Annotated in this window: 25 protein-coding genes and 2 pseudogenes; 12 read left to right on the forward strand and 15 right to left on the reverse strand. The window is 74.1% G+C overall.

The genetic code is table 11. The features are described 5' to 3' along the window. Window positions 1-94 precede the first annotated feature (94 nt). On the forward strand, window positions 95-277 hold the full coding sequence (locus tag ACFVVU_RS03095) for a hypothetical protein (RefSeq protein ID WP_387788103.1): 183 nt from the start codon (window positions 95-97) through the stop codon (window positions 275-277). On the opposite strand, the gene ACFVVU_RS03100 is transcribed toward ACFVVU_RS03095, so the two are convergent. The 3 genes from ACFVVU_RS03100 to ACFVVU_RS03110 are packed head-to-tail and all read right to left on the reverse strand — an operon-like array spanning window position 264 to window position 9,363. Next, on the reverse strand, window positions 264-1,952 hold the full coding sequence (locus ACFVVU_RS03100; RefSeq protein ID WP_387788105.1) for an acyl-CoA dehydrogenase: 1,689 nt from the start codon (window positions 1,950-1,952) through the stop codon (window positions 264-266). The two genes, ACFVVU_RS03095 and ACFVVU_RS03100, sit on opposite strands and share 14 nt — an antisense overlap. Further along, on the reverse strand, window positions 1,949-7,633 hold the full coding sequence (locus ACFVVU_RS03105) for a beta-ketoacyl synthase N-terminal-like domain-containing protein (RefSeq protein ID WP_387788108.1): 5,685 nt from the start codon (window positions 7,631-7,633) through the stop codon (window positions 1,949-1,951). Before ACFVVU_RS03105 ends, ACFVVU_RS03100 begins: the two co-directional genes overlap by 4 nt. Then, window positions 7,630-9,363, reverse strand: a complete 1,734-nt coding sequence (locus tag ACFVVU_RS03110) for a methyltransferase (RefSeq protein WP_387788110.1) — start codon at window positions 9,361-9,363, stop codon at window positions 7,630-7,632. Before ACFVVU_RS03110 ends, ACFVVU_RS03105 begins: the two co-directional genes overlap by 4 nt. An 802-nt stretch (window positions 9,364-10,165) precedes the next feature. On the opposite strand from ACFVVU_RS03110, the gene ACFVVU_RS03115 reads away from it, so the two are divergent. Further along, window positions 10,166-10,696, forward strand: a complete 531-nt coding sequence (locus tag ACFVVU_RS03115; protein WP_380684086.1) for a hypothetical protein — start codon at window positions 10,166-10,168, stop codon at window positions 10,694-10,696. 223 nt (window positions 10,697-10,919) lie between these two features. Continuing rightward, window positions 10,920-11,075, forward strand: a complete 156-nt coding sequence (locus tag ACFVVU_RS03120) for a DUF6131 family protein (protein ID WP_380684087.1) — start codon at window positions 10,920-10,922, stop codon at window positions 11,073-11,075. A gap of 97 nt (window positions 11,076-11,172) precedes the next feature. Here ACFVVU_RS03120 and ACFVVU_RS03125 read toward each other — a convergent pair whose 3' ends face one another. The 3 genes from ACFVVU_RS03125 to ACFVVU_RS03135 all read right to left on the reverse strand — a co-directional run bounded on the left by ACFVVU_RS03125 (window position 11,173) and on the right by ACFVVU_RS03135 (window position 13,649). Beyond that, entirely contained in the window at window positions 11,173-12,093 is a 921-nt protein-coding gene (locus ACFVVU_RS03125) for a Rieske 2Fe-2S domain-containing protein (RefSeq protein WP_387788113.1), read from the reverse strand. Between the two features lie 729 nt (window positions 12,094-12,822). Further along, a complete protein-coding gene (locus ACFVVU_RS03130; RefSeq protein WP_380684089.1) occupies window positions 12,823-12,996 on the reverse strand; it encodes a CsbD family protein in 174 nt (57 codons plus the stop codon). A gap of 47 nt (window positions 12,997-13,043) precedes the next feature. Further along, the gene (locus ACFVVU_RS03135) at window positions 13,044-13,649 is read right to left on the reverse strand and encodes a hypothetical protein (protein ID WP_387788115.1); all 606 of its coding nucleotides are present in this window, start codon (window positions 13,647-13,649) and stop codon (window positions 13,044-13,046) included. 124 nt (window positions 13,650-13,773) lie between these two features. Here ACFVVU_RS03135 and ACFVVU_RS03140 point away from each other — a divergent pair, with 124 nt between their 5' ends. After that, window positions 13,774-14,478 (forward strand): TetR/AcrR family transcriptional regulator, encoded by a 705-nt coding sequence (locus tag ACFVVU_RS03140; protein WP_387788117.1) that lies wholly within the window; start codon window positions 13,774-13,776, stop codon window positions 14,476-14,478. Between the two features lie 272 nt (window positions 14,479-14,750). On the opposite strand, the gene ACFVVU_RS03145 is transcribed toward ACFVVU_RS03140, so the two are convergent. Next, window positions 14,751-15,269, reverse strand: coding sequence for a winged helix-turn-helix transcriptional regulator (locus ACFVVU_RS03145; RefSeq protein ID WP_380684093.1), 519 nt, complete (start codon window positions 15,267-15,269; stop codon window positions 14,751-14,753). A gap of 144 nt (window positions 15,270-15,413) precedes the next feature. Here ACFVVU_RS03145 and ACFVVU_RS03150 point away from each other — a divergent pair, with 144 nt between their 5' ends. The 3 genes and pseudogenes from ACFVVU_RS03150 to ACFVVU_RS03160 form a co-directional block, all read left to right on the forward strand. Continuing rightward, window positions 15,414-16,199: an SDR family oxidoreductase gene (locus tag ACFVVU_RS03150; protein WP_387788119.1), complete on the forward strand. Its 786-nt coding sequence runs from the start codon at window positions 15,414-15,416 to the stop codon at window positions 16,197-16,199. A 25-nt stretch (window positions 16,200-16,224) separates the two neighbouring features. Further along, a complete protein-coding gene (locus ACFVVU_RS03155; RefSeq protein ID WP_380684095.1) occupies window positions 16,225-16,584 on the forward strand; it encodes a nuclear transport factor 2 family protein in 360 nt (119 codons plus the stop codon). Between the two features lie 246 nt (window positions 16,585-16,830). Then, window positions 16,831-17,370: pseudogene (locus tag ACFVVU_RS03160) on the forward strand (IS5 family transposase); the annotation flags it as partial. Window positions 17,371-17,412: 42 nt separating this feature from the next. Here the strand turns inward: ACFVVU_RS03160 and ACFVVU_RS03165 are convergent. The 5 genes and pseudogenes from ACFVVU_RS03165 to ACFVVU_RS03185 form a co-directional block, all read right to left on the reverse strand. Beyond that, window positions 17,413-17,472: pseudogene (locus tag ACFVVU_RS03165) on the reverse strand (hypothetical protein); the annotation flags it as partial. 86 nt (window positions 17,473-17,558) lie between these two features. Further along, window positions 17,559-17,957 carry a DUF2267 domain-containing protein gene (locus ACFVVU_RS03170; protein ID WP_387788122.1) on the reverse strand — a complete coding sequence of 133 codons (399 nt, stop codon included), beginning with the start codon at window positions 17,955-17,957 and terminating at the stop codon, window positions 17,559-17,561. Between the two features lie 57 nt (window positions 17,958-18,014). Beyond that, window positions 18,015-18,419, reverse strand: coding sequence for a DUF2267 domain-containing protein (locus ACFVVU_RS03175; RefSeq protein WP_387788124.1), 405 nt, complete (start codon window positions 18,417-18,419; stop codon window positions 18,015-18,017). A 49-nt stretch (window positions 18,420-18,468) separates the two neighbouring features. Beyond that, window positions 18,469-18,762, reverse strand: a complete 294-nt coding sequence (locus ACFVVU_RS03180) for an STAS domain-containing protein (protein ID WP_387788126.1) — start codon at window positions 18,760-18,762, stop codon at window positions 18,469-18,471. 130 nt (window positions 18,763-18,892) lie between these two features. Then, the gene (locus ACFVVU_RS03185; RefSeq protein ID WP_380684099.1) at window positions 18,893-19,327 is read right to left on the reverse strand and encodes an Hsp20/alpha crystallin family protein; all 435 of its coding nucleotides are present in this window, start codon (window positions 19,325-19,327) and stop codon (window positions 18,893-18,895) included. A 109-nt stretch (window positions 19,328-19,436) separates the two neighbouring features. Between ACFVVU_RS03185 and ACFVVU_RS03190 the strand changes: the two genes are divergently transcribed. After that, entirely contained in the window at window positions 19,437-20,126 is a 690-nt protein-coding gene (locus ACFVVU_RS03190) for a hypothetical protein (protein ID WP_387788128.1), read from the forward strand. After that, complete coding sequence (locus tag ACFVVU_RS03195) at window positions 20,101-20,349, forward strand: hypothetical protein (protein ID WP_387788130.1); 249 nt, start codon at window positions 20,101-20,103, stop codon at window positions 20,347-20,349. The genes ACFVVU_RS03190 and ACFVVU_RS03195 overlap by 26 nt, the downstream gene beginning before the upstream one ends. A gap of 175 nt (window positions 20,350-20,524) precedes the next feature. Here ACFVVU_RS03195 and ACFVVU_RS03200 read toward each other — a convergent pair whose 3' ends face one another. Next, entirely contained in the window at window positions 20,525-21,220 is a 696-nt protein-coding gene (locus ACFVVU_RS03200; protein ID WP_387788132.1) for a response regulator, read from the reverse strand. Beyond that, complete coding sequence (locus ACFVVU_RS03205; protein ID WP_387788134.1) at window positions 21,217-22,455, reverse strand: sensor histidine kinase; 1,239 nt, start codon at window positions 22,453-22,455, stop codon at window positions 21,217-21,219. Before ACFVVU_RS03205 ends, ACFVVU_RS03200 begins: the two co-directional genes overlap by 4 nt. Window positions 22,456-22,589: 134 nt before the next feature. Here ACFVVU_RS03205 and ACFVVU_RS03210 point away from each other — a divergent pair, with 134 nt between their 5' ends. The 3 genes from ACFVVU_RS03210 to ACFVVU_RS03220 all read left to right on the forward strand — a co-directional run bounded on the left by ACFVVU_RS03210 (window position 22,590) and on the right by ACFVVU_RS03220 (window position 26,170). Further along, window positions 22,590-23,519: an ABC transporter ATP-binding protein gene (locus ACFVVU_RS03210; protein WP_380685561.1), complete on the forward strand. Its 930-nt coding sequence runs from the start codon at window positions 22,590-22,592 to the stop codon at window positions 23,517-23,519. Then, complete coding sequence (locus tag ACFVVU_RS03215; protein ID WP_387788137.1) at window positions 23,516-24,355, forward strand: ABC transporter permease; 840 nt, start codon at window positions 23,516-23,518, stop codon at window positions 24,353-24,355. The genes ACFVVU_RS03210 and ACFVVU_RS03215 overlap by 4 nt, the downstream gene beginning before the upstream one ends. A gap of 174 nt (window positions 24,356-24,529) precedes the next feature. Then, entirely contained in the window at window positions 24,530-26,170 is a 1,641-nt protein-coding gene (locus tag ACFVVU_RS03220; RefSeq protein ID WP_387788139.1) for an MFS transporter, read from the forward strand. Window positions 26,171-26,204: 34 nt separating this feature from the next. Here the strand turns inward: ACFVVU_RS03220 and ACFVVU_RS03225 are convergent, their stop codons facing one another. Beyond that, the gene (locus ACFVVU_RS03225) at window positions 26,205-26,372 is read right to left on the reverse strand and encodes a hypothetical protein (protein WP_387788140.1); all 168 of its coding nucleotides are present in this window, start codon (window positions 26,370-26,372) and stop codon (window positions 26,205-26,207) included. Window positions 26,373-26,433 lie beyond the last annotated feature (61 nt).

Raw genomic sequence — 26,433 nt, forward strand, 5'->3', positions numbered from 1 at the left:
TTCTTGGTCCCGGCCCGGTCCACCACCCGGCGGCCCTTCCCTGTCGGCGCCGCATTGGTCACACTCTCTGTGGATGGTCAACAGGTGCCGTGCGATGAGGAAGGACAGGAAGCTCTGCGGGAACCGGGTCTCCCACGCCTGTCGGCTGCACGTGCAGGGCAGCGACAGCGACGGCACACCCGTGCAGATCTACTGGTGGAACGGCACCGGAGCCCGGGACGGGACGACCGCCGAATGGACGCCCCCGGAGGTGGGGTGTCGGCTCACTCCCCGCTGAGTGCCGCGATGTAGTCCGGGCGAGCGAGGGGGCTGTCGAGGAGTGCGGGCGGGACGGCCATCAGGTCCACCACACGCGCGGCCAGCGGGCGAAGCCTGTCGTGGATTCCGTCCAGGGCCACGGACCAGCTGGTGACCTGATCCGCAGTCGCCAGTCCGGACATGAGGTATCCGGCGGGGTCCGAAACCACCCGGTCCAGGCGGGCAGCGCGCAGGAGGTCGGCTGCCACGGGGTCGTCGGCCTGCCGGGGCAGCGCGGTCTCGGCAGCGGTGCGGGTGACGTGGGCGCGGGCCAGGGCTCCCGCCAGGGCTGACTGGTCGTCCCAGGCGTCGGCCGGGTCGGCTCCGTCGGCGGCGGCTCTGGCGAGTCGTTCCGTCAGGTCTTCGTGCAACGTGCGCTCGTGCGTGCGGAAGAGGGCGCCGAGGCCGTCCTCGTCCCGGAGGTGCGCGAGGCCCGCGGGTGGCGCGGGTTGTGCCGCGAGGGAGCGGGCGGCGTCCAGCATGATCAGCCGGTTGTCCCCGCCGGCGGAGTGGAAGGCCGCGGTGAGTGCCTGGTAGTCGACGAGTCGGTTCTCGGAGAAGAAACCGAGTGCTCCGGTCGCCGAGCGGCACCGTGCCACCGCCCGGTCGGCGAGCAGGTCGACGGCCGCCTTGGTGAGCGCCAGGGTGCTCATCACCTCGGGAGATGGTCCGCGGCCGCGCCCGCCGCCTGCGGGGATGTCCCAGCAGGCGGCGGTCACCTGGCGGGCGAGGACGGTGGCGGTGTAGGCGTCGGCCGCCGCACCGAACAGCAGACGCTGCTGGTCCCGGTGATCCAGGGCGGTCCGCTCGCCGCCGTTACGGTCGGCGGTGATGCGGCGCAGCGCGTGCGGCAGTGCGATGGAGACGGCGGCACGGGCGGCGGCGGCCAGGCCGACGGTGACGGCGCCCCACGCGAAGCGGCTCATGCCCAGGCTGCGCCGGGTGCGCTCCCCGGCACCGCCGGCCGGGTCGTGGAAGCCGCCGTCGGGAGTGAGGGCGGCGCCGTCGGCGAGCCAGCGGTGGCCGGGGATCCGGACCCGGTCGAAGCGGACGGTGGCGTAGTCCAGCGGCAGCAGGGCGGTCGGGGGATGCCGGCGGATGGTGACACCCGGCGCGGTGGCGTGCGCGTCGCGGAGCTCGACCAGGAAGAGGAAGACACCACGGTCAGTGCCGTCGACCCGCAGCCGGGCGCTCACGACGGCGAGCCGTGGCACGCCGGGTTCACCCACGTTGGGCGGGTACTTGGCCGCGCCGGGCTCTGGTGAGTGCAGGACGAACTCGCCGCCGGCGCGGTCGAGGACCGCTTCGGTGCGGATGGCGGCACTGCTGTTCCCCCGTCCGAGTTCGGTCATCAGGGCGGCGCCGACGAAGCTGCCGGTGGCGAGTGCGTCGAGGTCGGCCGGGTGGGCACCGTAGTCGAGTGCCGGGCCCAGCGTCATGCAGTGGTGGAGGAACATGACGTGGAAGAGCCGGGGGTCGGCGGCGGCGGTGAGTTCGAGCAGGTTCCGCAGCCGCGGCTGATCGGTGATCATGGGCTGGCCGGCGCCGAGTTCGGCGGTGAGCCGGCGCAGCGCGGGGTAGGGAGAGGCCGTCCGGTCCGCGTCGCGCACGCGCAGCAGCGCCTCGGTCACCTGGTGGTGGGGGCGTCCGGTCACGGGTGTGGCTCCTCGGGGTGGGGTGGTCCGCCGCACCGGTCGGCGATCCAGGATTCGATGACCCGGGCCAGGGCGGGCGCGTGCTCGGTCATGACGGTGAGGTGGTCGCCCGGGACGTCCGCGGTGGTGTGCGGCAGGTTCCAGCGGGCCAACGGACCGACGCTGGACAGTGGTTCGGCTGCCCGAACCAGCAGCGTCGGGGAGCACAGGGGGCCGGGAACGAGGTGCTCCAGCAGGCGGAGGTAGCCGCCGGCGGCGCTGAGTCGGCGGGTGCCGATCGGCTCGGTGGCCAGCGGGTCGGGGCGTTGGGCCAGGCGGGCGAGGACGGGCGGGAGGGTGGTGGCGTGGAAGGCGGCGTCGGGCCACGGGGTGTCGAGCAGGACCAGGCCGTGCGCCGGGTGGCCCAGCCGTTCCAGATGCTGGGCCAGGGCGTGGGCCAGCAGACCGCCGGAGGAATGTCCGCAGAGCAGTATCGGCGACTGCGGTGCGTGCCGGCGCAGGCTTTCGACGTGGCTGGTGGTGAGTGCCGTCAGGTCGGCGGGCAGGGCCTCGGTTGCGGCGAAGCCGGGCAGTGGCAGGACGGTGGTTCGGCCGCGGTAGTGCCGGGCGAGTTCGGTGTACTCGTGGGGGCCGCCGGTGGGGAGCACGGAGGGGACGCAGAGCAGGAGGGGAAGGCCCGCGGCGGGGTGTGAGGTCCCGCCGGGCAGCGGGATCGTCCGGGGCGCCTGCGCGCCGGCAGCCTCGCGGGCGAAGGTCCGGCGGAGCGCCGCGGCGGCCTGGAGGAGGTCGCGCGCCGCCGCGCCGTTGCCCGTGCGGCAGGCTTCGCGGTACAGCGCGTCCAGGCCGTCCGGGAGTTCGGGGTCGTCGTCGGGAACGGACCGCTCCGGGGGCCTGGCGACATCAGGGGTGGCGGGCTGCTGTCGGAACTGTTGTGACAGGTGGTCGGCGAGCCGTCGCGGGGTCGGGTGGTCGAGGACGACTGTTGCCCGCAGGGCGAGGCCGAGCTCCCGGGCAAGGCGGGTCCGCAGCTCCAAGGCCGCCAGGGAGCCGGCGCCGAGCTCGCTGAAGGTCGCGTCGGTCGGCACTTCGGCGTCCGAGGACCGGCCGAGGACGGCCGCGGTGTGCGCCACCACACGGGTCAGCAGGTCGGGGCCGCCGGTACTGGGCTCGTCATCTTCGACGGGTGCGGCGGGATCGGCGGTGCGGGTGGTGGTGAGCCAGAAGCGCCGGCGCTGGAACGGGTAGGTCGGCAGCTCCACCCGCTCCGGCGGTGCGTCATGCAGAACGGGCCGCCAGTCGACCGGACCGCCGGCCGTGTGGACCTCGGCCGCCGAGAGCAGGAAGCGGTGCGGGCCGGGCTCCCCGCGGACCAGGGTGGGGATGACGGTGGCGGGCAGGGCGGCCGCGTCGGCGGTCTCCGCCACGGCCTGGGTGAGCACGGGGTGGGGGCTGATCTCGATGAAGCGCCGGTGGCCGCCGTCCAGGAGGGTGCGGACGGTGTCGGCGAAGCGCACCGGTTCGCGCAGGTTGCGGTACCAGTACCCGGGGTCCAGGCGGACGGTGTCCAGGTGGCCGGGTTCGACGGTCGAGTAGAACGGCACGGTGGCGGGGGCGGCGCGGACCCCGGCCAGCGCGGTGGTCAACGTGGCGGCGAGCGGTGCCACGTGGGCGGAGTGCGAGGCGTAGCCGACGGGCAGCAGTCGGGCCGGTACGCCCTCGGCGGTGAGATCGGCGACCAGCCGTTCGACGGCCGCGGTCTCCCCCGCGACGACTGCGGAGCGAGGCGAGTTGCGGGCCGCCACCGTGATCGCGCGGCGGCCCGCCAACTCGGCGGCCAGTCCGTCCTCCGGCAGCGCCACGGCTGCCATCGCGCCGGGCGCCAGCCGCCGGACCTCGCGGGCGCGGACGGCGACCAGGCGGGCCGCGTCCTCCAGGGAGAGGGCTCCGCACACATGCGCGGCAGCGATCTCGCCCTGGCTGTGGCCGGCCACGGCGTCCGGGTGGATGTCGAACGACCGCCACAGCGCCGCCAGGGACACCATGACCGCGAACAGCGCGGGTTGGGCGACATCGGCGCGTTCCAGCGGGGGCGAGTCGGCCTCATCGCGCAGCAGTGCCGTCAGGGACCAGTCGACGTGCGGGCTGAGCGCGCTCTCGCAGGCGACCAGCGATCGGGCGAACGCCGGGAAGGCCGCGGCCAGGTCGCCGGCCATACCCGGCCACTGGGATCCCTGCCCGGGGAAGACGAACACCGTGCGGCCCGGCTCGTCGGCCCGTCCGAGGACGGTGTCCGGCGACCACGCGCCCGCCGCCACCGCGTCCAGCCCGGTCAGCAGCGTCTCCTGGCGGGTACCGACGACGACCGCCCGCTGCCGCAGCGCCGGGCGGGTCCCGAGCAGGGCCCGCCCGACCGCTGCCGGTACCTGCTGCGGCGCCGCCCGTACGGTCGCCGCCAGCCGCCCGGCCACCTCGCGAAGCGCCTGTGGGTCGTGCGCGGAGAGCAGCCAGGGCACTGGGGTGTCCGCACGGAGCTCCGGCCGTGGCCGCGCCGGTGCGGGCGGCTCCGGCGGCGGTTCGGCGAGGATCACGTGGGCGTTGGTGCCGCTGATGCCGAACGCCGAGACGCCGGCGCGACGCGGCCGGTCGGTCGAGGGCCAGGGCCGCGCCCGGTGCAGCAGTTTGAGCGCGCCGTCCGCGAGGCCTGGGGGCAGGTCCGGCCCGGTGACGTGGCGGGTGGCAGGCAGCGTGCCGTGCCGCAGCGCCAGTACCGTCGTGACCACCCCGGCCATGCCGGCCGCGGCCTGGGTGTGGCCGAGGTGGGACTTGACCGAGCCGAGCCACACCGGGCGATCGGCGCGCGTGAAGACGGCGGTCAGCGCCCCGGCTTCGATCCGGTCGCCCAGCGGGGTTCCGCTGCCGTGTGCCTCGATGGCGTCGATCTGTTCGGGTGTCAGGTCGGCGTCCGCGAGGGCCTGGCGGATCACCCGTTCCTGGGCGGGACCGCTGGGTGCGGTCAGGCCGTTGCTGGCCCCGTCCTGGTTGACGGCGCTGCCCGCCACCACGGCGAGCACCGGGTGGCCCTTGGCGCGGGCGTCGGACAGCCGCTCCAGGACGATCACCGCGGCGCCCTCGCCCCAGCCCGTGCCGTCCGCCTCCGCGGTGAACGGCTTGCAGCGGCCGTCGGGGGCCAGCGCCCGCTGCCGGGCGAAGTCCACGAAGGGGGCGGGCGTTCCCATCACGGTGGCACCACCCGCCAGGGCCAGGTCGACCTCGCCCTCGCGCAGGGCTCGCACGGCCAGGTGCATCGCCACCAGGGAGGACGAGCAGGCGGTGTCGAGGGTCAGGGCGGGCCCGGTCAGGCCGAGCTGGTAGGCCAGCCGGCCGGAGGCGACGCTCGGCGCGGTCCCGATGAGCAGCTGCCCGTCGTACAGTCCGGGGGCCTCGCCCACGCGCGGCGCGTAGTCACCGGGCATCACCCCGAGGTAGACGCCTCCGGCGGTGCCTTGCAGGGTGGTGGGGTCGATGCCCGAGCGCTCCAGCGCCTCCCAGCCAGTCTCCAGCAGCAGGCGCTGCTGCGGATCCATCCGCAGGGCCTCCCGGGGCGAGATGCCGAAGAAGGCCGCGTCGAAGCCGGCGGCGTCGGACAGGAAGCTCCCGCCGCGGGCGTACGTGCGCCCGGGGCGCCCCGGCTCGGGATGGTACAGCCGGTCGACGTCCCAGCCCCGGTCACGGGGAAGGCCGGTCACCGTGTCGCGGCCCTCGGTGAGCAGCCGCCACAGTGTCTCCGGGGAGTCCACCGCGCCGGGGAAGCGGCAGCCGATGCCGGTGATCACCACGGGATCGTCATCGTGCTCCCGGAGCCGGTCGGCTGCCGGGGCGGGCGAGGGTGTGGCCGTGAGGAAGCGGGCCAGTTCACGCGGCGAGGGGTGGTCGTAGGCCGCGGTGCTCGCCACCGGCCGCCCGAGCCGTCCGGACAGGCGGACAGCCAGGCGCACGGCCCCGGCCGAGTCCAGCCCCAGCTCACGGAACCGGGCCCCGGGAGTGGGAGGGGCGCCGGTGAGGCCGGCCAGCTCCGCCTCGATCAGCGCCAGCACGGCCTCGAACGACGCCGGGCCGCCTGGGGCGGCCGACCCGGGGGCCGCCAGGTCGGCCAGCAGGTCAGCGAGCCTCGCGCGGGCCACCTTTCCGGTCGGGGTCAGCGGGATCGCGTCGACTGCGAACAGGTCCAGGGGCCACTTGTAGCGGGCCACGCCGCGCTCGGCCAGCAGGTCGTGCACCTGGGCCAGGTCCAGCGCCGTCCCGTCCCGGAGGGCCACCAGCAGCACCGGGTATTCGCCGAGCCGGGCGTCCGTGCGCGCGGCGACGGCCAGCGTCCGTGGTTGCGGCAGGGCGGCGAGTTCGGTCTCGACCTCGGAGGCGGTGAACTTCAGGCCGCCGACATTGATGAGTTCGGCGTTCCGGCCTCGGTGGACGAGGTTGCCGTCGGCCCGGCGCAGGGCGCGGTCCCCGGTGCGGAGCCAGCCGTCCGGGGTGAACGCCGCCGCGGTCGCCTGTGGATCGTCCAGGTAGCCGCGGAACAGATGCGGTCCGCGGAACTGGAGTTCGCCGGTCACGTCGTCGGGGCACAGTGTGCCGTCCTCGGCGACGACCCTGGCGTGCGACCCGGAGACGGGACGGCCGATGGCGGCCACCGTCTCGGGCGGATCGTCCGGCCTGGTGAAGGCACCGGCGCCCAGTTCGGACATCCCCCACTGGACGACCGTCCGCGCGCTCAGCACCTCGCCCACCTGGGCGACCAGTTCGCCGGGCACGGCCGCGCCGCCGGTGCGCACCTCCCGCAGGGTCAGGTCGCCGGGCTCGACCTGCCGGACCAGGTCACGCAGTTGCGCGGGCACGGCGAACAGCACGCTCGCCCCGCTCTCCCGCGCCAGCGCAGCGAACGCGTCCGCGTCCCAACGCTCCAGCAGCACCTGCCGGGCGCCGGTGACCAAGGCCAGGTGAACGGAGAGCAGGCCGAACAGGTGCGTGAACGCGCTGGCGCTGACCAGCACGTCGGCGGCCTGCGCCTGACCGTCCCGGGCGACCGCCTCGGCGTTGGAAAGCAGTCCGGCGTGGCTGTGCAGGCAGATCTTGGGCCGCCGCGAGGTGGTGCCGGAGGACGGCATGAGGACGAGCGGAAGGTCCGGGGTGACCTCCACAGGCTCGGGACCGCGCCCGCTGAACCGTTCCACCAGCTGCGCGAAGTGCGGCGCGGAACCGGCGCCCGGTCCAACGGCGAGCCGGCGGACCCCGGCGCTCTCCTGGCCGGTCGGAGCCACGAGGAGTGCGGCCCGCGCCCGGTCGAGCAGGGCGGCCGACTCCCGCGCACCGAGCGCGAGGTGCAGCGGTAGCAGGACGGCACCGAGTTCGGCGACGGCCGCGTGGGTGACCAGGTACTCCCAGCAGTTGGGCAGTTGGACGGCCACCACGTCGCCGGGGCCGATGCCGAGGTCCTGGAGGCCGGCTGCCAGGGCGCCGGCCTCGGCCCGCCAGTCGGCCCAGCTGTGGCTGCGCCGCCCGTCGGTGGCGGCGACCGCCGCACCGAGGGCGGCGGCCCGGCGGTCCAGCAGCCCGGGCAGGGTGTGCCGGTAGGCCGCGTCCGGCCCGGGGGCGACCAGGTAGTCGGCCGTGGTGACGCTCATGCCCGCACCTCACGTTCGGCCGGGGCGCCGCCCGGTTCGGGCCAACTGGCGCGCAGCAGGTGGCCGTCCAGCGGCAGGGGACGGACCTCCGTCACCCGCGGGCCCGCCGTGGCCGGCGGTTGCTCGTAGTGGCCGAGGGCCCGCTCGCGGCCGCCGACGTCGCACAGCATGTGCAGGTCCCAGGGAACGGCGAGCGAAGGCCTCTCGTCCTCCGGCAGGAGCCTTTCCACCACGAGGAGTTCGGCGTGTGCGGGAATGGCCCGCGCGCAACGCTCCAGCAGGTCGGCGCAGAAGCCGTCGTCCCAGTCGTGCAGGACCCGCGAGAGCACGTACACGTCCCCACCGCCCGGCACGGTCCGGGTGAAGTCGCCGGACACCACCTCGCAGCGGTCGGCGAGGCCGGCGGCAGCCATCCGGGCGCGGGCGGCCCGGGCGACCGCCTCCCGTTCCAGCAGCACCCCCCGCGTCGCCGGGGCACGGGTCAGCACACCGCGCAGCAGCTCACCGTCGCCGCCCGCCACGTCCACCACCACCCGGGCCCGCGAGGCCGCCACCGCCTCGGCCACCGGTGCGAACATCGCGGCGCCGGCCGCCATCGCCCGGTCGAACAGGACGGACAGCTCGGGATCGGCGGAGAAGTGCTCGAAGTGCCCGCGTCCGAAACGGTGCGCGAAGGCCTCGCGGCCCGTCCGCACGGCGTGATCCAGGTCGGCGAAGGAGTCGTGGAACGGGCCGCCGTACAGCAGCGCCAGCGGCCGCAGGCTGTGCGGGACGTCGCTGCGCAGCGACGCGCCCAACGGCCCCAGGCGATAGCCGCCATCGTCGCGGGCGGCGATCCCGAGGGCCGACAGGTGACGCAGCAGCCGTCCGAGCCCGTCCGGATCGGCGCCCGCCCGCTCCGCCAACTCCCCGACCGACGATGCCGGTTCGGCAGGCGCGGGCAACAGGTCGGCCAGACCGGGCCGGGCGGCCACGGCGATCGACTGGCTGGTCCAGGCGCCCGTCATCAGCTCCAGGAGCCGGCGCTCCGGTTCGACAGCGGGCTCCTCCAGGTGGGCCGCCAGCACCTGCGGGTGCGCGCCGCGTGCATACAGCTCCAGGCGGCGGCGCAGCGCCGGTCCGCCTCCGGAGCCGGCCCGGAAGTAGAGCACCGTGCCGTCCTCGTGTGCGTTGTAGCCACCCCCGTCCGGCCGCATCCCTCCCGCGCCGGTCAGCAGCACTCGTAGACCGTCCGGGACAACGCGGTCCGGCCGGACCACCCGCAGCGCCAGGTGCTCCTCGCCGCGCTCGACCGCCTCCCGCTCGGCCACCCGCCGGGCGGGCGACCCGTCCGGCGCGACCAGGGCGAAGACCTCGACCTCCCGCGGCCGGCCACCGGGTCCCGGCACCGGGGCGCTCAGTATGCTGACCTCCAGTTCCCGCGGAGCCAGTCCGTAGCGGTCGGCCAGGCGCTGCCGCACCACCGTACTCGGACGGGAGGAGCCCACCTCCAGCCCACGCGAACGCACTGCCGCGCGCAGCACCGGTTCCGACGGAGCACTCAGCAGTACGGCCGCATGGGCGAGTTCGCAGTGCCGGGCGAGATCGGCGCGCTCCCCGGGAGCGAGGGCGGGGGCCACTGCGCCCAGCGCCTCCTCGATCCCGGCCTCGCGGATCAGCGCGAGCGCCTCGTCGAGCGGTGCGAGATTCACCGGGCTGGTCGCGGGCTCCGACTCCGGACGATCCGTCATCGTTGTCTCCCCTTCTCGGCAAGCTGCACCGCTCCTGCTCCGCGTGACGCAGCCCCGCCAGGAACTTCCCCGACCGCGGTGCCCGAACACATCAAGGTCAGGAGAGATCCGCACGGGATTCCCGAGGCGGGCCGTGAACGCGCAGTTGATCTTGGCCAGGCAAGAGGTATCCCGTGGCGAGGTGATGAACCTTCGCTGAGGACGCACATGCGAACGCGGGGGGCGCCCGCGGTGGGCCACAGGACGCCACCGCCCTTGAGGCGGCATCCCCGTAAGCCTTCCGGTCGGCTCTCCCGGCTGCAGGACCGCATCGAAGTCGCCAAGGGCAGCGCTCTGACCAGCGGCGAGGGAAGTGATCTTCGAGGAAGGGGGAACCTGCGCAGCATGACTCACCGCTTGTTGCAGGTCAACCGATTGTGTCGAGCGGCCGCGGCCGTGGTCAGAGGGGAGTCGACCCACAGGCACCCGGCGTGATCACCGTCACGGAAGACGCCGACGCCATCCCCCGGCTCGTGGACCTGCTCGGCACCCACCGCATCTGGGAGCGGTTCTCGGCGCAGAACTGACATCCGTCGACGTGCCTGCACGCGTGCTGAAGTACCCAGACGTGCAGGCACGTCTCGCCCGGGAGGCGCCCGGAAGAGCGGGTCAGGAGCAGGAGAGCAGACGGCTGGGTCTGCGGGCTGTCTCCCCGGCGGCGGCCCCGGTGGGCGGGCGTCCGTCGGCCGTGTGCGCAACGATGGACAGGGACAGCTCCCTGCGGGGCTGCCCTCAGCAGGCTCAGGTCTTCGGAGGACAGGCGATGGCTGCGCGGCTGCGGACGGATCCGCTGAACGTCTACTTGAACGACCATCTCACGGGCGCCTTCGGCGGAAGCGCGCTCGCCCGCCGTATGGCCGGCACCCACCCCCACCTTGCGCGCGCCTCCGCGCTGCGCCAGCTGGCCCTGGATGTGGAGCAGGACCGGGACGACCTCGTGCGGATCATGAACCGGCTGGGCGTACCGGTCCGGCACTACCGCACCTGGCTGGGCGTGGCCGGCGAACGGCTCGGGCGCCTCAAGCCGAACGGCACGCTGGTGCGCCGCTCCCCGTTGAGCGATCTGATCGAGCTGGAGACGATGCGCGTCGGCGTCGAGGGCAAGGCCGCGCTGTGGCGGGCGCTGCGTGCCATCGCCGACCAGGACGCCCGCCTGGACCCGGACGACCTGGACCGCCTCACACATCGGGCCAACGAACAGGCCCGTCTGCTGAACGGCTGGCATCACGAGGTCAGCGTGAACGTCCTCGCCCCGCAAGGCGCCGGTCACCACCGTTCCGCGTCCACCCGGTGAAGCCGACGACGAGCGCCGTACGGCGGTGGAGTGGCAGTTCTCAGCCTCGATCGATGCCGGGGCGCGAGTTCGGGGGCCTGCGCCGGCAAGAGGCAGCCGTCAGACGCGAAGGGCGACGCTCGGACCGAGGTCGGAAGCGCCCGACTCGGAGACGCGTGTGTGAGCTGTCGCCCCCGCGGCACCGGTGGGCAGCATTGAGGGGGGACAGACAGTGGAGGTCATCGTGATCATCCTCGGAGTAATCCTCCTGGTCATCGGATTCCTCACCAGCATTCCCATCCTGTGGACCATCGGCATCGTTCTGGTCGTTATCGGCCTGATCCTCTGGATCCTGGGCGCGGTCGGCCACGAGGTCGGCGGTCGGCGCCACTACTTCTAGTACTTCTAGACACGGTGTATCCGGCAACCTGACGTTGAACGCGGTCGCTCCACGCGCGTACTGGCGACTGTTGCCGCAGCCGGGAGGCGTGCAGCCGCTAGCCGGCATCGGGCAGGCGGGCCTGGAGGTTGCCCTCGCGGTCCGTGCGGGTGGCGAAACACGGCTGCGGGGCGGTCGCCGGGCCGGCGACGTTCCAACCGTCGGACAGGCGGAAGACGCTCCCGTGCCAGGGGCAGGTCACGCAGCCGTCGGCAACGTGGCCTTCCGAGAGGGGACCGGAGGCGTGGCTGCAGCGGTCGGCCAGCACGTGGAACACGTCAGCGGATTCCCGCACCACGAGCACCGGCACCTCGCCCACCGCCCGACGTGCCGGCCGGCCCTCGGCGAACTCCTCCGTGCGCCCAAGCGTGTGCCAGCCCGGCTCCACCAGATGCGGGACGGGCTCCGCCTTGTTCGCACCGGTCGCCTGGCGGTAGGCGAGATGGCCGCCCACCGCCGCTCCGCTGCCGGCCGCCGTGAGCCCTACCAGGCCGAGCGCGCGCCCCATCCGGTGGCGGCCGCGCGAGCGGGCCGCCCACGACGCACCGAACAGGCACGCCGCGGCGGCCATCGCCCCGGCGTGCAGCAGGCCGGTACGCATCTGCTGGTTGGGTTGTTCGGCCCAGTCGACCCACCCGGTCAACGCTGCCGGAGCCGCGGTGATGACACCGACAGCGACGAGAAGGCGTGCCGCGCGCTCCGAGCCGGGCACGAAGTCGAGGACGGTTGAGGACATCCACGCGCCGACCGGCAGCTGGACGAGGGCCGGGTGCAGCGGGTGCCCAAGGGGCCGGCCGTGCAGCACCCCGCGCAGCCGCCCCAGCGGCAGTGCCTGGACGACGCGCTTCAACGGCGCGGTGACCGTGTCGAGCTCCGCCGCTCCGCCCACGGCGTCGAGCGTCCGCAGGGCCCGGGCCCCGGGCGCGTCGCCGTGGCCGGACCGGGTGGCGGCGCTCATGCGCGCGATGAAGGTTCCCATGAGGACAACGCTGCCCGCACGGCCGTCCGGGCGCGGCCCGTGTTGAGCCGGACGGTGCAACGACGAGCCGCGCGCTCCGGGCCCGGTCGGAGGGCTGCGCCGGTCGTCGGGAGGAGCGGCCCGGACGGTGCCGCACGCACGCCCGGCGAGTGCCGGACGCGCCCGGCGCTCCGGTCAGGGCCGTTCGTCCTCGGGCCAGGGTGTCTCGGGAGCCGGATGTACGGCTCCTCGTCCTTCGGCAGGCCGCCCTCGATGGCGCGTGCGCGGGAGAGTTCGGCGTCGAACTCCAGGGCCGAGCAGGTTGGCAAGGTTGGAGAGCCACAACCAGACCGTGTCCGACGCCATTGTCATCGGAGCAGACCCAACGCGCTGGTGGCCGCCAACATCCTGGCCGATGCCGACTGGCAGGTCGACGTCCTGAAAGGCCGGCCCGAGCCCGGCACGAGCGGGTCCGGGGTTGCGCCGGCCGACGGTCGTGGGGACCGGACCGGTTTCCGGAGCCGGGTCCACAGGGTCACCTGCCGGCCGGGTTGGGCGGGCCCGGCGGGCTCAGTGCCCGGGGGAGCCGTAGTAGGTCGCGAGGCCCTCGCGCTCGCCGGAATCTCCCTGGTGGACGTTGGAGTCGTACTCGGGCGCGTCCTTGATCTGCTCGTCCGGCCCGGGCGCCCACGGTTTCGAGCCGGACGGCGCCCGGGACCGGACGGACCCGGCGGGCGGGTCCGGAAGGGGTCAGTGCTTGAACGCGTCCTTGACCTTGGCGCCGGCCTGCTTGAGGTTGCCCTTGGCCTGGTCGCCGCTGCCCTCTGCTTCGAGGCTGCGGTCGCCGGTGGCACGTCCGACGGTCTTCTTCATGCCGCCCTTGACCGCTTCGGCCTTGTGGGCGGTCTTCTTGCCGATACCCATGACTGGTTTCCTTTCGTGGCTGCGGACGACGGGGCAGCTGCGGCGGCCTACTGGCGGCCGGAGCCGCGCCCGAGGAGCAGGTGGGGTCTGCGGTGCCCGTTGTCGGACTCGGGTTCGACGTCGTCCGGCGGCATCGGGGCCGCCGGTTCGGCATCGCTCTGCGGCATCCGGGCCGCCGGTGTGGCGGTGCCCTGCGGCATCGGGGTGAGGCGTGTGCCGGCCGTCTGCTCGTTCGTGTGGAGCTGCCGGCTCATGAGGTCGTCGCGCTGCTCGGCGAGCGTGTTGCGTTCCTGGGCGACATTGTCCCGGTCCTTCGCCATCGCGGTCGCCTCCGCACGGGCGCTGTCGCGTTGCTCGACCAACTCGTCGCGGCGCCTGCTGGCGGTCGCCGTTTCCTTGCGGGAGTGCCGCAGTCCACGGCGCGTATTGGCCGCGCGGCGCGCGCCGACCAGCAGGAGGCCGAGCCCCAGCATGCCCACGGCCCCGACGACGATGCCGTAGAGGAACAGTGTGCCGGTGGAGCCGGTCATGTGGTGCCCGAACACCGTGAACGTGTCGGTGAGCCCGTGTCCGCTGCCGGTGTTTCCGAGAATTCCCGCCACCGCGACAACGGCCGCGGCGACCAGGATGATGAGTCCGAGAAGAATGATCATGACGTGCTCCAGGGGATCTACGTCGTATGTCTACAGTGAACTCCTGGATTAGACTGGCGTCTACACCGTAGGTCTACGAACTTTTAGTCACCTGCCATCACGCCGAGCGAGAGAAGGTGCGGACATGGTCGCCCCCCCGGTCGATTCCGCCAGCGCGGACGGCGCCCCGTCCACGGGCGGAAGGCTCAGCCGAGAGCGGATGCTGGCCTGCGCACTGGAGATCATCGACAACGAAGGCGTCGACAGAATGTCCATGCGGCGGCTGGCCCGCGCGCTCGGCCACGACCCGATGAGCCTCTACCGCTACGCGCCGAACAAGGCCGCTCTGCTCGACGGCGTCGCCGAGACCGTCCTGGCCGAACTCGCTGTGGACCCCACCGATCCCGACTGGGCCGCCCAGCTGCGCACCGTCGCCCGCGACTACCGCCGCCTCGCCCTGGCACACCCGCACGTCGTGCCGCTCCTGGTCACTCGCCCGCTCGCCACCCCGCTCGCGCTGCGTCCGCTCGGCACCCTGCGCCCGCTGGAAGCCATCCTCGCGCTGCTGACCCGGGCCGGCTTCAGCGGCCCGGACGCCCTGCACGTCTATCGCGCACTGTTCGGTCTGCTCCACGGCCACATCCTCAACGAGCTCCAGGAACTCGTCGAGAACGCCGACGAAACCGACGACCTGCTCCGCCTCGGCCTGCACCGGCTGCCAATCGCCGAATTCCCCCTCCTGCGGAGTCTCGCGACGGCCATGGTCACCTACGACGGGGCAGCCGAACTCGAACGCAGCCTCGACATCCTCCTCACCGGTCTGGCCTCCGGGCTGGCCCCGGCCCCGTAGCGCCCCGGCGGGGAACCGCAAGACCGGCGGCCGGACCGGACGACGCCGCAATTCCCGGATTAGAAACCCGCGAACAGGAAAAACGCAGTACGCCGACGGCTTCCGCGCGCCCGAGCCGGCTCCGGCGGGTGATTGTCTGGTGAGGTCGCGTTTAGTGGGCGTTGTTGGGTTGGCAGGTATCACGCCGGCGACAAACCGGCGCTTCGAGGCGGTCAGGTGCAGTCCGTGCACGCGGCCCTGCTAAAGGCTGTACGAGGCTCTTCCGGGCGGGCTTACGCCTCTTCCGCGGGAATGGCCGGCCGTGCCGCGTAGCGGCTGCGCATCGCGTCGCTGGCTGCGGGGCCGGCGGCGAAGACGTAGGCGGTGCTGTCGTCGAGTCGGCGGCCGGTTTTGGCGTCGACGACGACGGGCTCGACCTCCTCGCCGCTGTGCGCGTCGACGAGGATCATGCTGCGCTCCGCCGCCGTGAGGCGGGCATTGCCCCACGCGGCCAGGGCGACGATCACCGGGCGCAGCGAGCGCCCGAGTTCGGTGAGTACGTACTCGTGCCGGACGGGGCTGGTCCGGTATGGCCGGCGCTCCAGTAGACCGTCCGCGACCAGGGTCTTGAGCCGGGTGGTGAGCATGCTGGAGGAGATGCCCAGGCTCTCCTGGAACTGGTCGAAGCGGGTGTAGCCGTCGAAGGCGTCGTGGAGGATCAGCAGCGTCCACCACTCGCCGACGTGTTCCACCGTCGTGGACAGCGGGCACTCCCGGTCCTCCAGCCTGATCCGGCTCGCCACGGCGACCATCCCCTCAGTTACTGCTAAAGTCGAAGTTAGTAGCTTCTATTTTAGCAGTAGAGGTGGGGCGGCTTTAGCAGTAGAGGTGGGGCGGCTTTAGCAGTAGAGACGGGGCGGCGCCTCGTATGCCCGCACCCGGGAACGGAGCACACCGTGACCACATCCATCAGCGAATCCCTCGAGGGCCGACGCGCTCTGGTCACCGGCGGCACCAAGGGCACCGGAGCCGCGATCGCCCGACGCCTCACCGAGGCCGGCGCGACCGTGCTGGTCACCGCCCGCAGCCGCCCCGACGACGTCGAGGAGAAGGCGTTCATCACCGCCGACCTGTCCACCGCCCAGGGCGCCGCCCACGTCGCCTCCGAGGTGGACGCCCGCGTGGGAGGCGTCGACATCCTGGTCAACACCCTCGGCGGCTCCGAGGCATCGGCAGGAGGATTCGCCGCGCTCGGAGAGGACGACTGGGCCCGGGAGCTGAACACGAACCTGCTGGCCGCCGTCCGCCTGGACCGCGCACTCCTGCCGCACATGATCGCCACGGGCAAGGGCGTGGTCGTGCACGTCACCTCGATCCAGCGCCGCATGCCGCTGTGGAACGGCACCCTGGCCTACGCTGCCGCCAAGGCCGCCCTGACCACGTACAGCAAGGGCCTGGCCACCCAGGTCGCCCCGCACGGCGTCCGCGTCAACACCGTCTCACCCGGCTTCGTCCAGACCTCGGCCGCCGACAACCTCGTCGCCCGGATCGCCCACGACGTCGGCATCAGCCAGGAAGCGGCGCTGGGCCGGCTGATGGACTCCCTGGGAGGCATCCCGCTCGGCCGTCCCAACCGGCCCGAGGAGGTCGCCGAGCTCGTCGCCTTCCTCGTTTCCGACCGCGCCTCGGCCATCGTCGGCGCCGAACACGTCATCGACGGCGGCACCACCCCCACCGTCTGAACCCGCCACCACCATCAGGAGCGTCATGCACGACAACCAGCCCCGGACCATCACCCCGGACGACCTGCCCGAGGTGATCACTCGCTACCTCACAGCGCACCGCGCCCACGACACCGCCACCGCGGTCACGACGTTCACCGACGACGCCACAGTGATCGACGACGGCAACACCTACCAGGGCAGCGCCGCGATCGAGCGGTGGCTGGACCACTCCGCCACCGAATTCACCTACACCATCGACCTCACGAACGCTCAGCAGACCGACACGGCCCACTACATCGCCACACACCGCCTCGAAGGCAACTTCCCCGGCGGCACCATCGATCTCCGCTATCGATTCACGCTGCGCGACGACCTCATCGAACACCTCTCCATCGAACCCTGAGACCGCTCCCACATGCCCACCCAGCCACCCGATCAAGAGCCAGCCGTCGAGTTCGGCATCCACCCGCAGATCAGCACGTGCACGCCTGAGGAATCAAGGCGAGCAACTCCGGGGCCATCCTCAGCACAGGGTGAGGAGGTTCAAAGATCCCCATCGACTTCGGTCACCCTCGCGTGTAACTGCCTCGCTCACCGGTTCGGGAATGCCGCCGACCGCGGGGTCCGTGCGCGCCGCTACCCGACGGACATGTCGGACGCGGAGTGGGCGGTGGTGCGGCCGCTGCTTCCGGTGCCGGCCTGGCTGCGAGGCCGGGGCGGTCAGCCGGAGGCCTACTGCCACCGCGTGATGTTGGACGCGATCCGCTGCCTCGTCGACAACGGATCGAAGTGGCGGGCGATGCCGGCCGCCTTCCCGCCGTGGGACCGGGTCTACGCGTTCTTCCGCCGCTGGCGCGACCACGGTCTGGTGAAGGAGTTCCACGACCGGTTGCGTGGAAGGGTCCGGGAGAGGGCGGGGCGGGATCCGGAGCCGAGCGCGGGCGTGATCGACTCCCAGTCCATCAAGGCGGACGCCGTCGTCGGCGCCGACAGCCGCGGCTTCGACGGCGGCAAGCTGATCAACGGCCGCAAGCGCCACGTGGTGGTCGACACGCTCGGTCTGCTGCTGGGGGTGATGGTCACCTCGGCGGACATCGGCGACCGCGCCGCCGCCCATGTCCTGCTCGCCCAGGTGGCTGCCGCGCACCACCTGTTTGCGCTGGTCCGGGCCGATGGCGGCTACACCGGCAGCGGTGTACGCACCGGTGAGATGGACGACGACGACCTCGGGCGGCCCATGCCGGCCGGGCCGGCCGGGCAGGGTGACCGCGTAGCGGTGGGGTCCGTCCATCGGTCGCCTCGCCTCATCCGGTGTGCGGTTGGGTGCTTGCCAGGGCAGCTCGGAGCGCTCCCGCGCTGGCGGGTCGGGCCCGCCGCTCAGGCGACGGCGGCCAGGTCCGCGCGGCCGAACAGCAGGGCGTAGTCGCGGGGCAGGTGGGTGAGGAGGCGGTCGGTGAGGGTGTCGTCGGTGAGGGTGGTGAGGGTGGTCAGGACGGAGGAGGCGTCCCAGCGGGCGGCGGTGAGGCTGGTGCCCAGGGTGTGGGCGAGGGTCTCGACGAAGGCGGGGGCGGTGACGGGACGGGGCAGGGGGATCTGGGTGGCGAAGACGGCGCGGGCCCGTTCGGGCAGGGCGGCGGCGAGGTCGCAGCGTTCGTCGCCGGTGAGCTGGGAGCCGAGGAGGGCCAGGACGGCGTCGAGGACGCGTTCGGCTTCCTCGTTGGTGGTGTAGCGGCCGAGGTTGCGGACCTGCTGGAGGAGGTGGCGGTAGCGGGTCATGACCGTGGGGCCTTCCAGGGGCGGGCCGACGGCGGGCCGGCGGCGGGTGAGGGGTGGTCAGGGTCGTGTCCCTGCGGTGGGACGGCCGAACAGCAGGTCGTAGCCGGGCGGCAGCTGGAGCAGGACGCGCCGGGTGAGGTCGTCGCCGGCGGCGTCGGCCACCGTGGACAGGACGGCGCCGACGTCCCACAGGGCCGTGGCGTCGGTGGCGCCCTCGACCCAGGCCGCGGTCGCGCGCACGAACCGCTCGGCGTTGAGGGGCTCGGCGGCCTGCAGCGGGTTGAGCAGGATCAGGGCCATGGTCTCGGGCAGTCGGGCGGCCAGTTCGGCCCGTACCTCGCCGACCAGATGGGCGCCGAGCAGGGCCAGGACCACCCGGGCGGCCCGCTCGGCCTCCTGCGGGCTGTCGTACTCACCGCGTTCCCGGACCTCTTCCAGGAACGTCTCCCATCGAAGCGTCATCGCGGTTCTCCCTCCGTCCCGGCCTGCCCGGTACGCCGCCCGCCGCCGGTCAGGGCTCGACGGCCAGGCGCCGGTGCAGACCGGTCAGCTTGAGCAGCCGCACCACGCAGCGCCCGGCCCCGCGCAGGACCAGGCGGGCACCGCACCGGTCGGCCTGGTTGCGGGCCCGGACCAGGGCGCCCAGGCCCGCGCAGTCCATGAACGTCACCTCCGACAGATCCAGCACCACCTCCCGGTGCGACTCGAGCGCGGTGGCCAGAGCACGGCGCAGCGAGGGGGCGGTGTCGAGGTCGATCTCTCCGTGGGCTCGCACGATGAAGGGCTGGTTGCTCTGGCCGTTCATGGCGTTTCCGCGTCGCTGCGGGCAGGCCGGCCCGGGCGATGCCGGCCCGGCGGTCGAGGGGTGTTCCGGCCGCCCCTTTCGATCGAGGGGGGAGAGATCAGGGGCGGCCGGAACGGCATCGGGGAACGGGTCAGGCCTGGATCTGCTTGCGGCTTCCGCTGTGGCTGATCTCGATCTTGCGGGGCTTGGCCTTCTCGGCGACCGGGATCTTCAGGGTCAGCACGCCGGCGTCGTAGTCGGCGGTGATCCCGGCGGGGTCGAGGGTGTCGGAGAGCATGACCTGGCGGGAGAACACGCCGAGGGGGCGCTCGGACAGCTCCCACTTGATGCCCTCGCCTTCCTGGCGCGGGCGGCGCTCGGCCTTGACGGTCACCATGTTCCGCTCGACGTCGATGTCGATCGCCTCCGGGTCGACCCCCGGCAGGTCGAAGCAGATCACGTACTCGTCGCCGGACCGGTAGGCGTCCAGCGGCATCGGCGTCGGACGCGACCAGGTGCCGGTCGTGTTGAGGAACTGCTGGGTCAGCCGGTCCAGCTCGCGGAACGGGTCAGTGCGCAGCAGCATTGCGAAACACCTCCATGGATCGAATGGGTGCCAGTGCGCTTCACCTGACTCCTTTCTAGCGCGTCATCCATCCGATGACAAGTTGCCGTGTCGCCTATAGAGTGACTGCATGAGCGAGAAGTCCCGCAGGGCCGCCTCAGACGCCTTCCCGCCGGTCGAGCCGGTCCCGTTCCTGGCAGCTGCGGCGGCCCTGGCGGCCATCGACCACGCCGTCCGCACCGCCCAGAACCCGACGTCCCCGCCCCCGACCACCCCTGACGAGCACGGTGGCCCCGAGCAGGCCCTGGCCGCACTCGTCCTGCTGCGCGAACTGCGCGGCCAGCTCGCCGGCTGGGAAGCCGGCCTGGTGGAGAGCGCCCGGCAGGCCGGCGCCACCTGGGCCGACCTCGCCCACCCGATGGGCGTTGCCAGCCGCCAGGCCGCCGAGAACCGCTACCTGCGCCTCAAGCCCTCCGCCGGCGGCGCTTCGCGGTCCGGTACCGGCGCCGAACGGGTCAAGGCCGTCCGTGACCGGCGGGCCGCCGACCGATCGGTCACCGTCTGGGCCCGCGACCACGCCGCCGAGCTGCGGGTCCTCGCCGCCGAGATCACCACGGCCGCACTCGCTCCCGACGCCCGTCCCGCCCAGGCTGCCCTGATCGCCGCCCTCGGCGCCACCGACCCCGCCGACCTCATAGAGCCTCTCGCCGCCGTCCGCCCCCACCTCGGCACCAGCCAGGGCGACCTCGCCACCCGCCTCGACGCCCTCACCCACCACACCACCCGGCTCCGCGATGACAGCGACCGACGCCGCGCCTGACCCTGCCACCGCCGCCGAAAGGCGCTGGCAGGACCTCCTGGACCGGATCCACGACCTCGAAGCGCGAGTGGCCGCCACCACGAGCACCGTCAACGCCGCCCTCGACCACCACCTCGCCCGGCTCGACGCCCTGCGCCATCATCTCGCCCACCCCACCTGGCCGCTGCCCGCCCCTGATCCCGGCAGTCCGCAGACCACACCGGCGAACAATCGGCCGGCCTGACGAGGCCGGGAGCCACCGCAACCACCCCGGCCGTCAGAAACGGCTCCCGTGTCCCACCGGCGCACCCAGGGGGCGGGTCAGCGCTGGTGGTCTCCGGCGGCGTACCGGCTCCAGGCGGCCCCGCGCCCGCTGCGGCGTGTGGGGGCCGGGCCGCGGCCCCCACACGCCGACGGGATCATCCCCGGGCGCCGACCAGGCCGGACTCGTAGGCCAGGATGACCAGGTGGACGCGGTCGCGGGCGGCGAGCTTGGTGAGCAGCCGGGTCATGTAGGTCTTCACGGTGGCCGGACTGAGCACGAGTTCGCCGGCGATCTCGGTGTTGGACAGCCCCCGGCCGACGAGGGTGAGGATCTCGCGTTCGCGGTCGGTGATGCCGGTCAGCCGGTCGTCCGGGGAAGCGCCCGGGCGAGACGTGGGGGAAGCGGGGGCGGGGCGGGCGGCGAACTCGGCGATCAGGCGGCGGGTGACGCTCGGGGCGATCAGGGCGTCGCCGGCGGCCACCACCCGGATCGCGCCGAGGATGTCGTCCAGGGCCATGTCCTTGACGAGGAAGCCGGACGCCCCGGCGCGCAGGGCCGCGTGCACGTTCTCGTCCTCGTCGAAGGTGGTGAGCACGACGACCCGGGCCGGGTCCGGTCCGGCCGTCACCCGGCGGGTGGCCTCGATGCCGTCGAGCACGGGCATCCGCAGGTCCATCACCACGACGTCGGGCCGCAGTTCCTCGGCGAGCCGGACGGCCTCGGCACCGGTGGCGGCCTCGCCGACCACCTCCAGGTCGGGCGCCTCGGTGATCACCATCTCCAGCGCGGCCCGGACGAGCGGCTGGTCGTCGGCGAGGACGACGCGGACGGCGCGGGCGGGGGCCGTCACCGGGTCGCCGCCTCGGCGACCGGCAGGCGGGCGGCGACCCGGAAGCCGCCGCCGGGGCGCGGCGCGGCGTCGAACTCGCCGTGCAGCAGGGCGACCCGCTCGCGCAGGCCCGCCAGGCCGTAGCCGGCCCCGGCGTCGGTGCCGTGGCCACGGCCGCGGTCGGTGACCTCGATGGAGAGCTCCGCCGGACGCCGGTGGTCGACGGTGACCCGGCAGGACGGGGCGGCGGCGTGGCGGACCACGTTGGCCACCGACTCCTGGACGATCCGGAACGCCGCCAGGTCGATCTCCGGTGGCAGCGGCCGCCGTTCGCCCTGCCACCGGACGTCGACCCGCACGCCCGCCGCCGTGGTGGCGGCGGTCAGCCCGTCGAGGTCGGCCAGGCCCGGTGGACGCAGCGCGGCGCTCACGGGCTCGGCGGTGTCGTCGGCCCGGCGCAGCGCGCCGAGCATCCGGCGCAGGCCCGCCAGCGTCTCCCGGCCGGCGGTCTCGATCTCGCCGAGGGCCTCGCGCGCCCGGTCCGGCCGGGTGTCGATGACCCGGCGGGCCGCGCCCGCCTGGAGGGCGACGATGCCGATGCTGTGGGCCACGGTGTCGTGCATCTCGCGGGCGATCCGCAGGCGTTCGGCGGTGACCGCCTCGGCCGCCGCCCGGGTGCTCAACGCCTCGGCGTGCTCCCGGGACTGGTGCACCGAGCGGCCCACCAGCCAGGCGATGACGGCGATCAGCACGCCGGCGTCGTTGGCGCCGATCCGGGTGCCGGTGAGCAGCAGACCGCCGCCGAGGGCGGGGGAGAGGATCAGATGGAAGGTCAGCGTGCCCAGCACCATGGCCAGTGCGGCCCGTGAGGTCCGGCGCGGTTCGGCGGCCGTGACCAGGCAGAGGGCGGCGGCGACCGCGAGCAGCGCGGTCGGCGGCAGTTCGAGCTCCCAGCGCCAGGCCTTGGTCTGCGCCACGGTGGCGGCGAGCAGCAGGGCGACGGCCGTGCGCGGCCGGCGGCGCAGCAGAGCGGCGGCGAGGAACGCGACGGGAGTGGTGAAGGCGGCGGTCGCCCAGTCCTGCGGCGCGGGCGGGGCGAGTCTGCCGTCCGCGGAGGCCGGGCGGCCGGGGACGGCGCCGAGGACGAGGGAGGGGTAGAGCAGCGAGACGCACCACGCGAGCGCCGTCCAGGCGCCGGGCGGCACCCGCCGGAGCCGGGGCGGGAGGAGTATCGGTGGCGGGGGCGTCGCGGACATGCGGTGATCGTAACGAGGCGGCCTGCGGCGCGGCATCGGACCACGGGTGTACGCCCGGAGGTGACTGCGGGGCCGGGCGGGTGTCGGCCCGGGGCCGATGTGCCGCCCGGCCGTTCGGCGGCACCGTGGTCGGCATGATCGAAGTGCACCGACTGACGAAGCGTTACGGCCGCACCACCGCCGTCGACGACCTCACCTTCGCCGTCCACCCGGGTCAGGTCACCGGGTTCCTGGGACCGAACGGCGCCGGGAAGAGCACCGCGCTGCGGATGATCCTGGGGCTGAGCGAGCCCACCGGCGGGACGGCGACCGTCGGCGGCCGCCCGTTCCGGGAGCGGCCGCGCGGTCTGCGGCACGTCGGCGCGCTGCTGGACGCGGGCGACGTGCACGGCGGGCGCAGCGGCCGTGCCCATCTGCGGGCGCTGGCCCGGGGCAACGCCGTGCCGCGCGCCCGGGTGGACGCGGTACTGGAGGAGGTGGGGCTCGCCGGGGCGGCCGGGCGTCGGATCGGCGGGTACTCGCTCGGGATGAAGCAGCGGCTCGGGATCGCGGCGGCGCTGCTCGGCGATCCGCCGGTGCTGCTGTTCGACGAGCCGCTGAACGGGCTGGACCCGGAGGGGGTGCGCTGGGTGCGCGGTCTGTTCCGGAATCTGGCGGCGGAGGGGCGGACGGTGTTCGTCTCCAGTCATCTGATGAGCGAGATGGAGCACACAGCGGACCGGTTGGTGGTCATCGGACGCGGTCGGTTGATCGCCGCCGAGAGCGTGGCCGAATTCGCCGCCCGAGGTACGGGGCCGGCCGGCGCCCGGCCGGGGGTGACCGTGCGCGCGGCCGAACCCGAGGCGCTGGCGGGCGTTCTGACGGCGGCCGGTGGCACGGTGTCGCGCGCGGAGGCGGACGGCGCGCTCGCCGTGACCGGCCTGGACGCCGCGCGGATCGGCGCGCTCGCCCTCGACCACCGGATCCCGCTGCTCGAACTGACCACCCGCACGGCCTCCTTGGAGGAGGCGTTCATGGCGCTCACCGCCGACCGCGTCGACCACCCCGCCGGAGGGCCGCGATGACCACCGCGACGATCGGCACCGCCACCACCGAACCCCGGCCGCGCCTGCGCGACCTGCTCGCCGCCGAGTGGATCAGGTTCTGGTCCCTGCGCTCGATCCCCTGGGTGCTGGGCCTCGGCGTGCTCGTCCTGGTCGCCGTCAACCTCAACGCCGCGCGCTACACCTACACGCACACCGAGCCAGGTGGCCCGCCGCCCGGCTCCGGAGTCGTCGCCGTGGCGGTGAACGCCTCGTTCACCGGGCTGGCCGCCGACCTCCTGATGCTCCTCGCGGGAGGCGTCGGCGCCGCGGTGATCGTCGGCGAGTACACGACCGGGATGATCCGCACCACCTTCGCCGCCGTCCCGGACCGCCGGGCGGTGCTGCTGGCCAAGGCCGGGGTGCTGGCGGCGGTCATGCTCGGCCTCGGCGTGTGCGCTTCGGGTGTCTCCTTCGGACTCGCCCAGGCCCTGCTCGGCCGACGGCACGCCGGGGTGTCGCTCGCCGATCCCGGGGTGCTGCAGGCTGTTGCCGGGGCCGCCGCCCTCGCCCCGGTCTGCGCGCTGATCGGTTTCGGGCTGGGGACGCTGGTGCGGCACGCCGCCGCGAGCGTGGTGATCACCGTGCTGGTGCTGTTCCTGCTGCCCGCCTCGTTCAACGAGGACCACCGCTGGTCGGCGGTGGTCGAGCACGCCATGCCGTTCATCGCCTGGCGGCGGCTGGCCACGCCCGACCCGACGCAGGTGCTGGCGCCGCCGTACCCGGCCACCGCGCTCGGGTCGTGGCTCGCCTTCGCGGGCTGGGCGGTGGGCGCGGTCCTGGTCGCGACGGCCGCCGCGCACCGCAGGGACGTCTGAGGCCGGCGGACGGACCGCGCGGACCCGTGCACTCCCGGGGCAGCGCCGGTGCGCCCGCGGGCGCACCAGGGCGCGCGGCCCGTCCTAGCCTCCGTACGGCCGACGCCGGACCGCGGCAACCCCCACGGCCGCCGCGTCGGGCCGCGCCCCGACCCCCACCCGCAACGGACCGGTATGAGCACAGAGACCACCACCCCCGCCCGACGCCCGGCGGACGACTCCGCGTGGGCCCCGCTCACCGGCCGGGTCTTCCGCGCCCTGTGGATCGCCCAACTCGTCTCCAACGTCGGCAGCTGGATGCAGACCGTCGGCGCCCAGTGGCTGCTGGTCGGCCACGACGCCGCCCTGCTGGCGCTGGTGCAGACGGCCGCGAGCCTGCCGGTGGTCCTGCTGGCGCTGCCCTCCGGGGTGCTGGCCGACCGCCGTGACCGCCGTTCGGTGCTGGTCGCCTCGCAGCTCGTGATGCTCGTCGTCGCCACCGTCCTCGCGGTGCTGGCCTTCGCCGGCGCGCTGACCCCCGGTCCGCTGCTCGGCCTCACCTTCCTGCTCGGCTGCGGCACCGCCGTGATGGGCCCGGCCTGGCAGGCCGTCCAACCGGAGTTGGTGGAGCGCCGGCAGCTCGGGCAGGCGGCGGCGCTCGGCGCCGTCAACATGAACCTCGCGCGGGCGGTCGGCCCGGCGATCGGCGGCGCGGTGGTCGCGGCGGCCGGCGCGGGCTGGGTGTTCGCCTTCAACGCCGCCTCCTACCTCGGCGTCCTGGTCGTCCTGCTGCGCTGGCACCGGAGCGCGCCGCAGGACGGGCCGGCCGGCGGGGGCGAAGGACTGCTCGCCGCCGTGCACGCGGGCCGCCGCTACATCCGGCACGCGCCGGGCGTACGGCGGGTGCTGCTGCGCACCGCGCTGTTCGTGCCCGGCGCGGGCGCGCTGTGGGCGCTGCTGCCGCTGGTCGCGCGCCGGTCGCTGGGCCTCGGCCCCGGCGGCTACGGGCTGCTGCTCGGCGCGGTCGGCGTCGGCGCGGTGGGCGGGGCGTTCGCGCTGCCGCTGATGCGCCGCCGGCTCGGGGCCAACGGCACCCTGGTGGCGGGGACCGTCGCGCTCGCCGGGGTGCTGGCCGTGCTGGCGACGGTCCGGCTGCCCTGGCTCGTCGGCCTCGCCCTGCTGCCCGCCGGGGTGGCCTGGATCGGGGTGCTGTCCACCCTCAACGCGGCCGTCCAGACCCGGCTCCCCGGCTGGGTGCGGGCCCGCGGCCTGGCCGTCCAGCTGCTGGTCTTCCAGGGCGGCCAGGCCCTGGCGGCCCCGCTCTGGGGCGTGCTGGCCGAGCGTCACGGCCCGGGCGCCGCGCTGCTGACCGCCGGCGCGGTGCTGCTGCTCGGCGCGCTCGGCGCCCGCCGGCTGCCGCTGTACGACGGCGACCGGGTCGACCCGACGCCGTCCGGCCACTGGCCCGAGCCCCCGCTGGTGGTCGAACCGGGCGACGCGGACGGACCGGTGCTGGTCACCGTCGAGTACCGGGTGGAGGCGGAGCACCGGGCCGCGTTCACCGCGCGGATGCGCCGGGTCGCCGCCTCGCGCCGCCGCACCGGCGCCCTCAGCTGGGGCCTCTACCAGGACGGCGGCGAACCCGAGCGGTTCGTCGAGACCTACCTGGTCTCCTCCTGGGCCGAGCACCTGGCCCAGCACGGCGGCCGGCTCACCGCCACCGACCGCCGGGACGAGGAGCAGGCCCGGGCCCTGCTGCGCCCCGGGACCGCGCCGGAGGTGACACACGCCTTCGACGTCTCGGCGGGGCCGCTGGCGCCGGCGGCGGGGCACTGAGACCGCGCCGCCGTCCGCGCCCGCCCGTCGGACGTCACCCGCCCGCCGCGCCCGGCCCGCGCCGCGGCAGCCGCAGCCGGCGCAGCGCGCCGACGGTGACGACCGCCCAGACCGCCGCCACCCAGAGCAACGCCCGGCCGAGCGGGTCGAGCCAGTGCACGCGGGCGGCGGTGGCCGTCGACAGCGAGGCCACTGCGGTCATGCCCAGCGGGAAGACCGTCGACCAGCGGCGCAGGTCGTAGCAGAGCCGGGGACGCCGCCGG

Source organism: Kitasatospora sp. NPDC057965 (genome assembly GCF_042887135.1).
Classification (GTDB): domain Bacteria; phylum Actinomycetota; class Actinomycetes; order Streptomycetales; family Streptomycetaceae; genus Kitasatospora.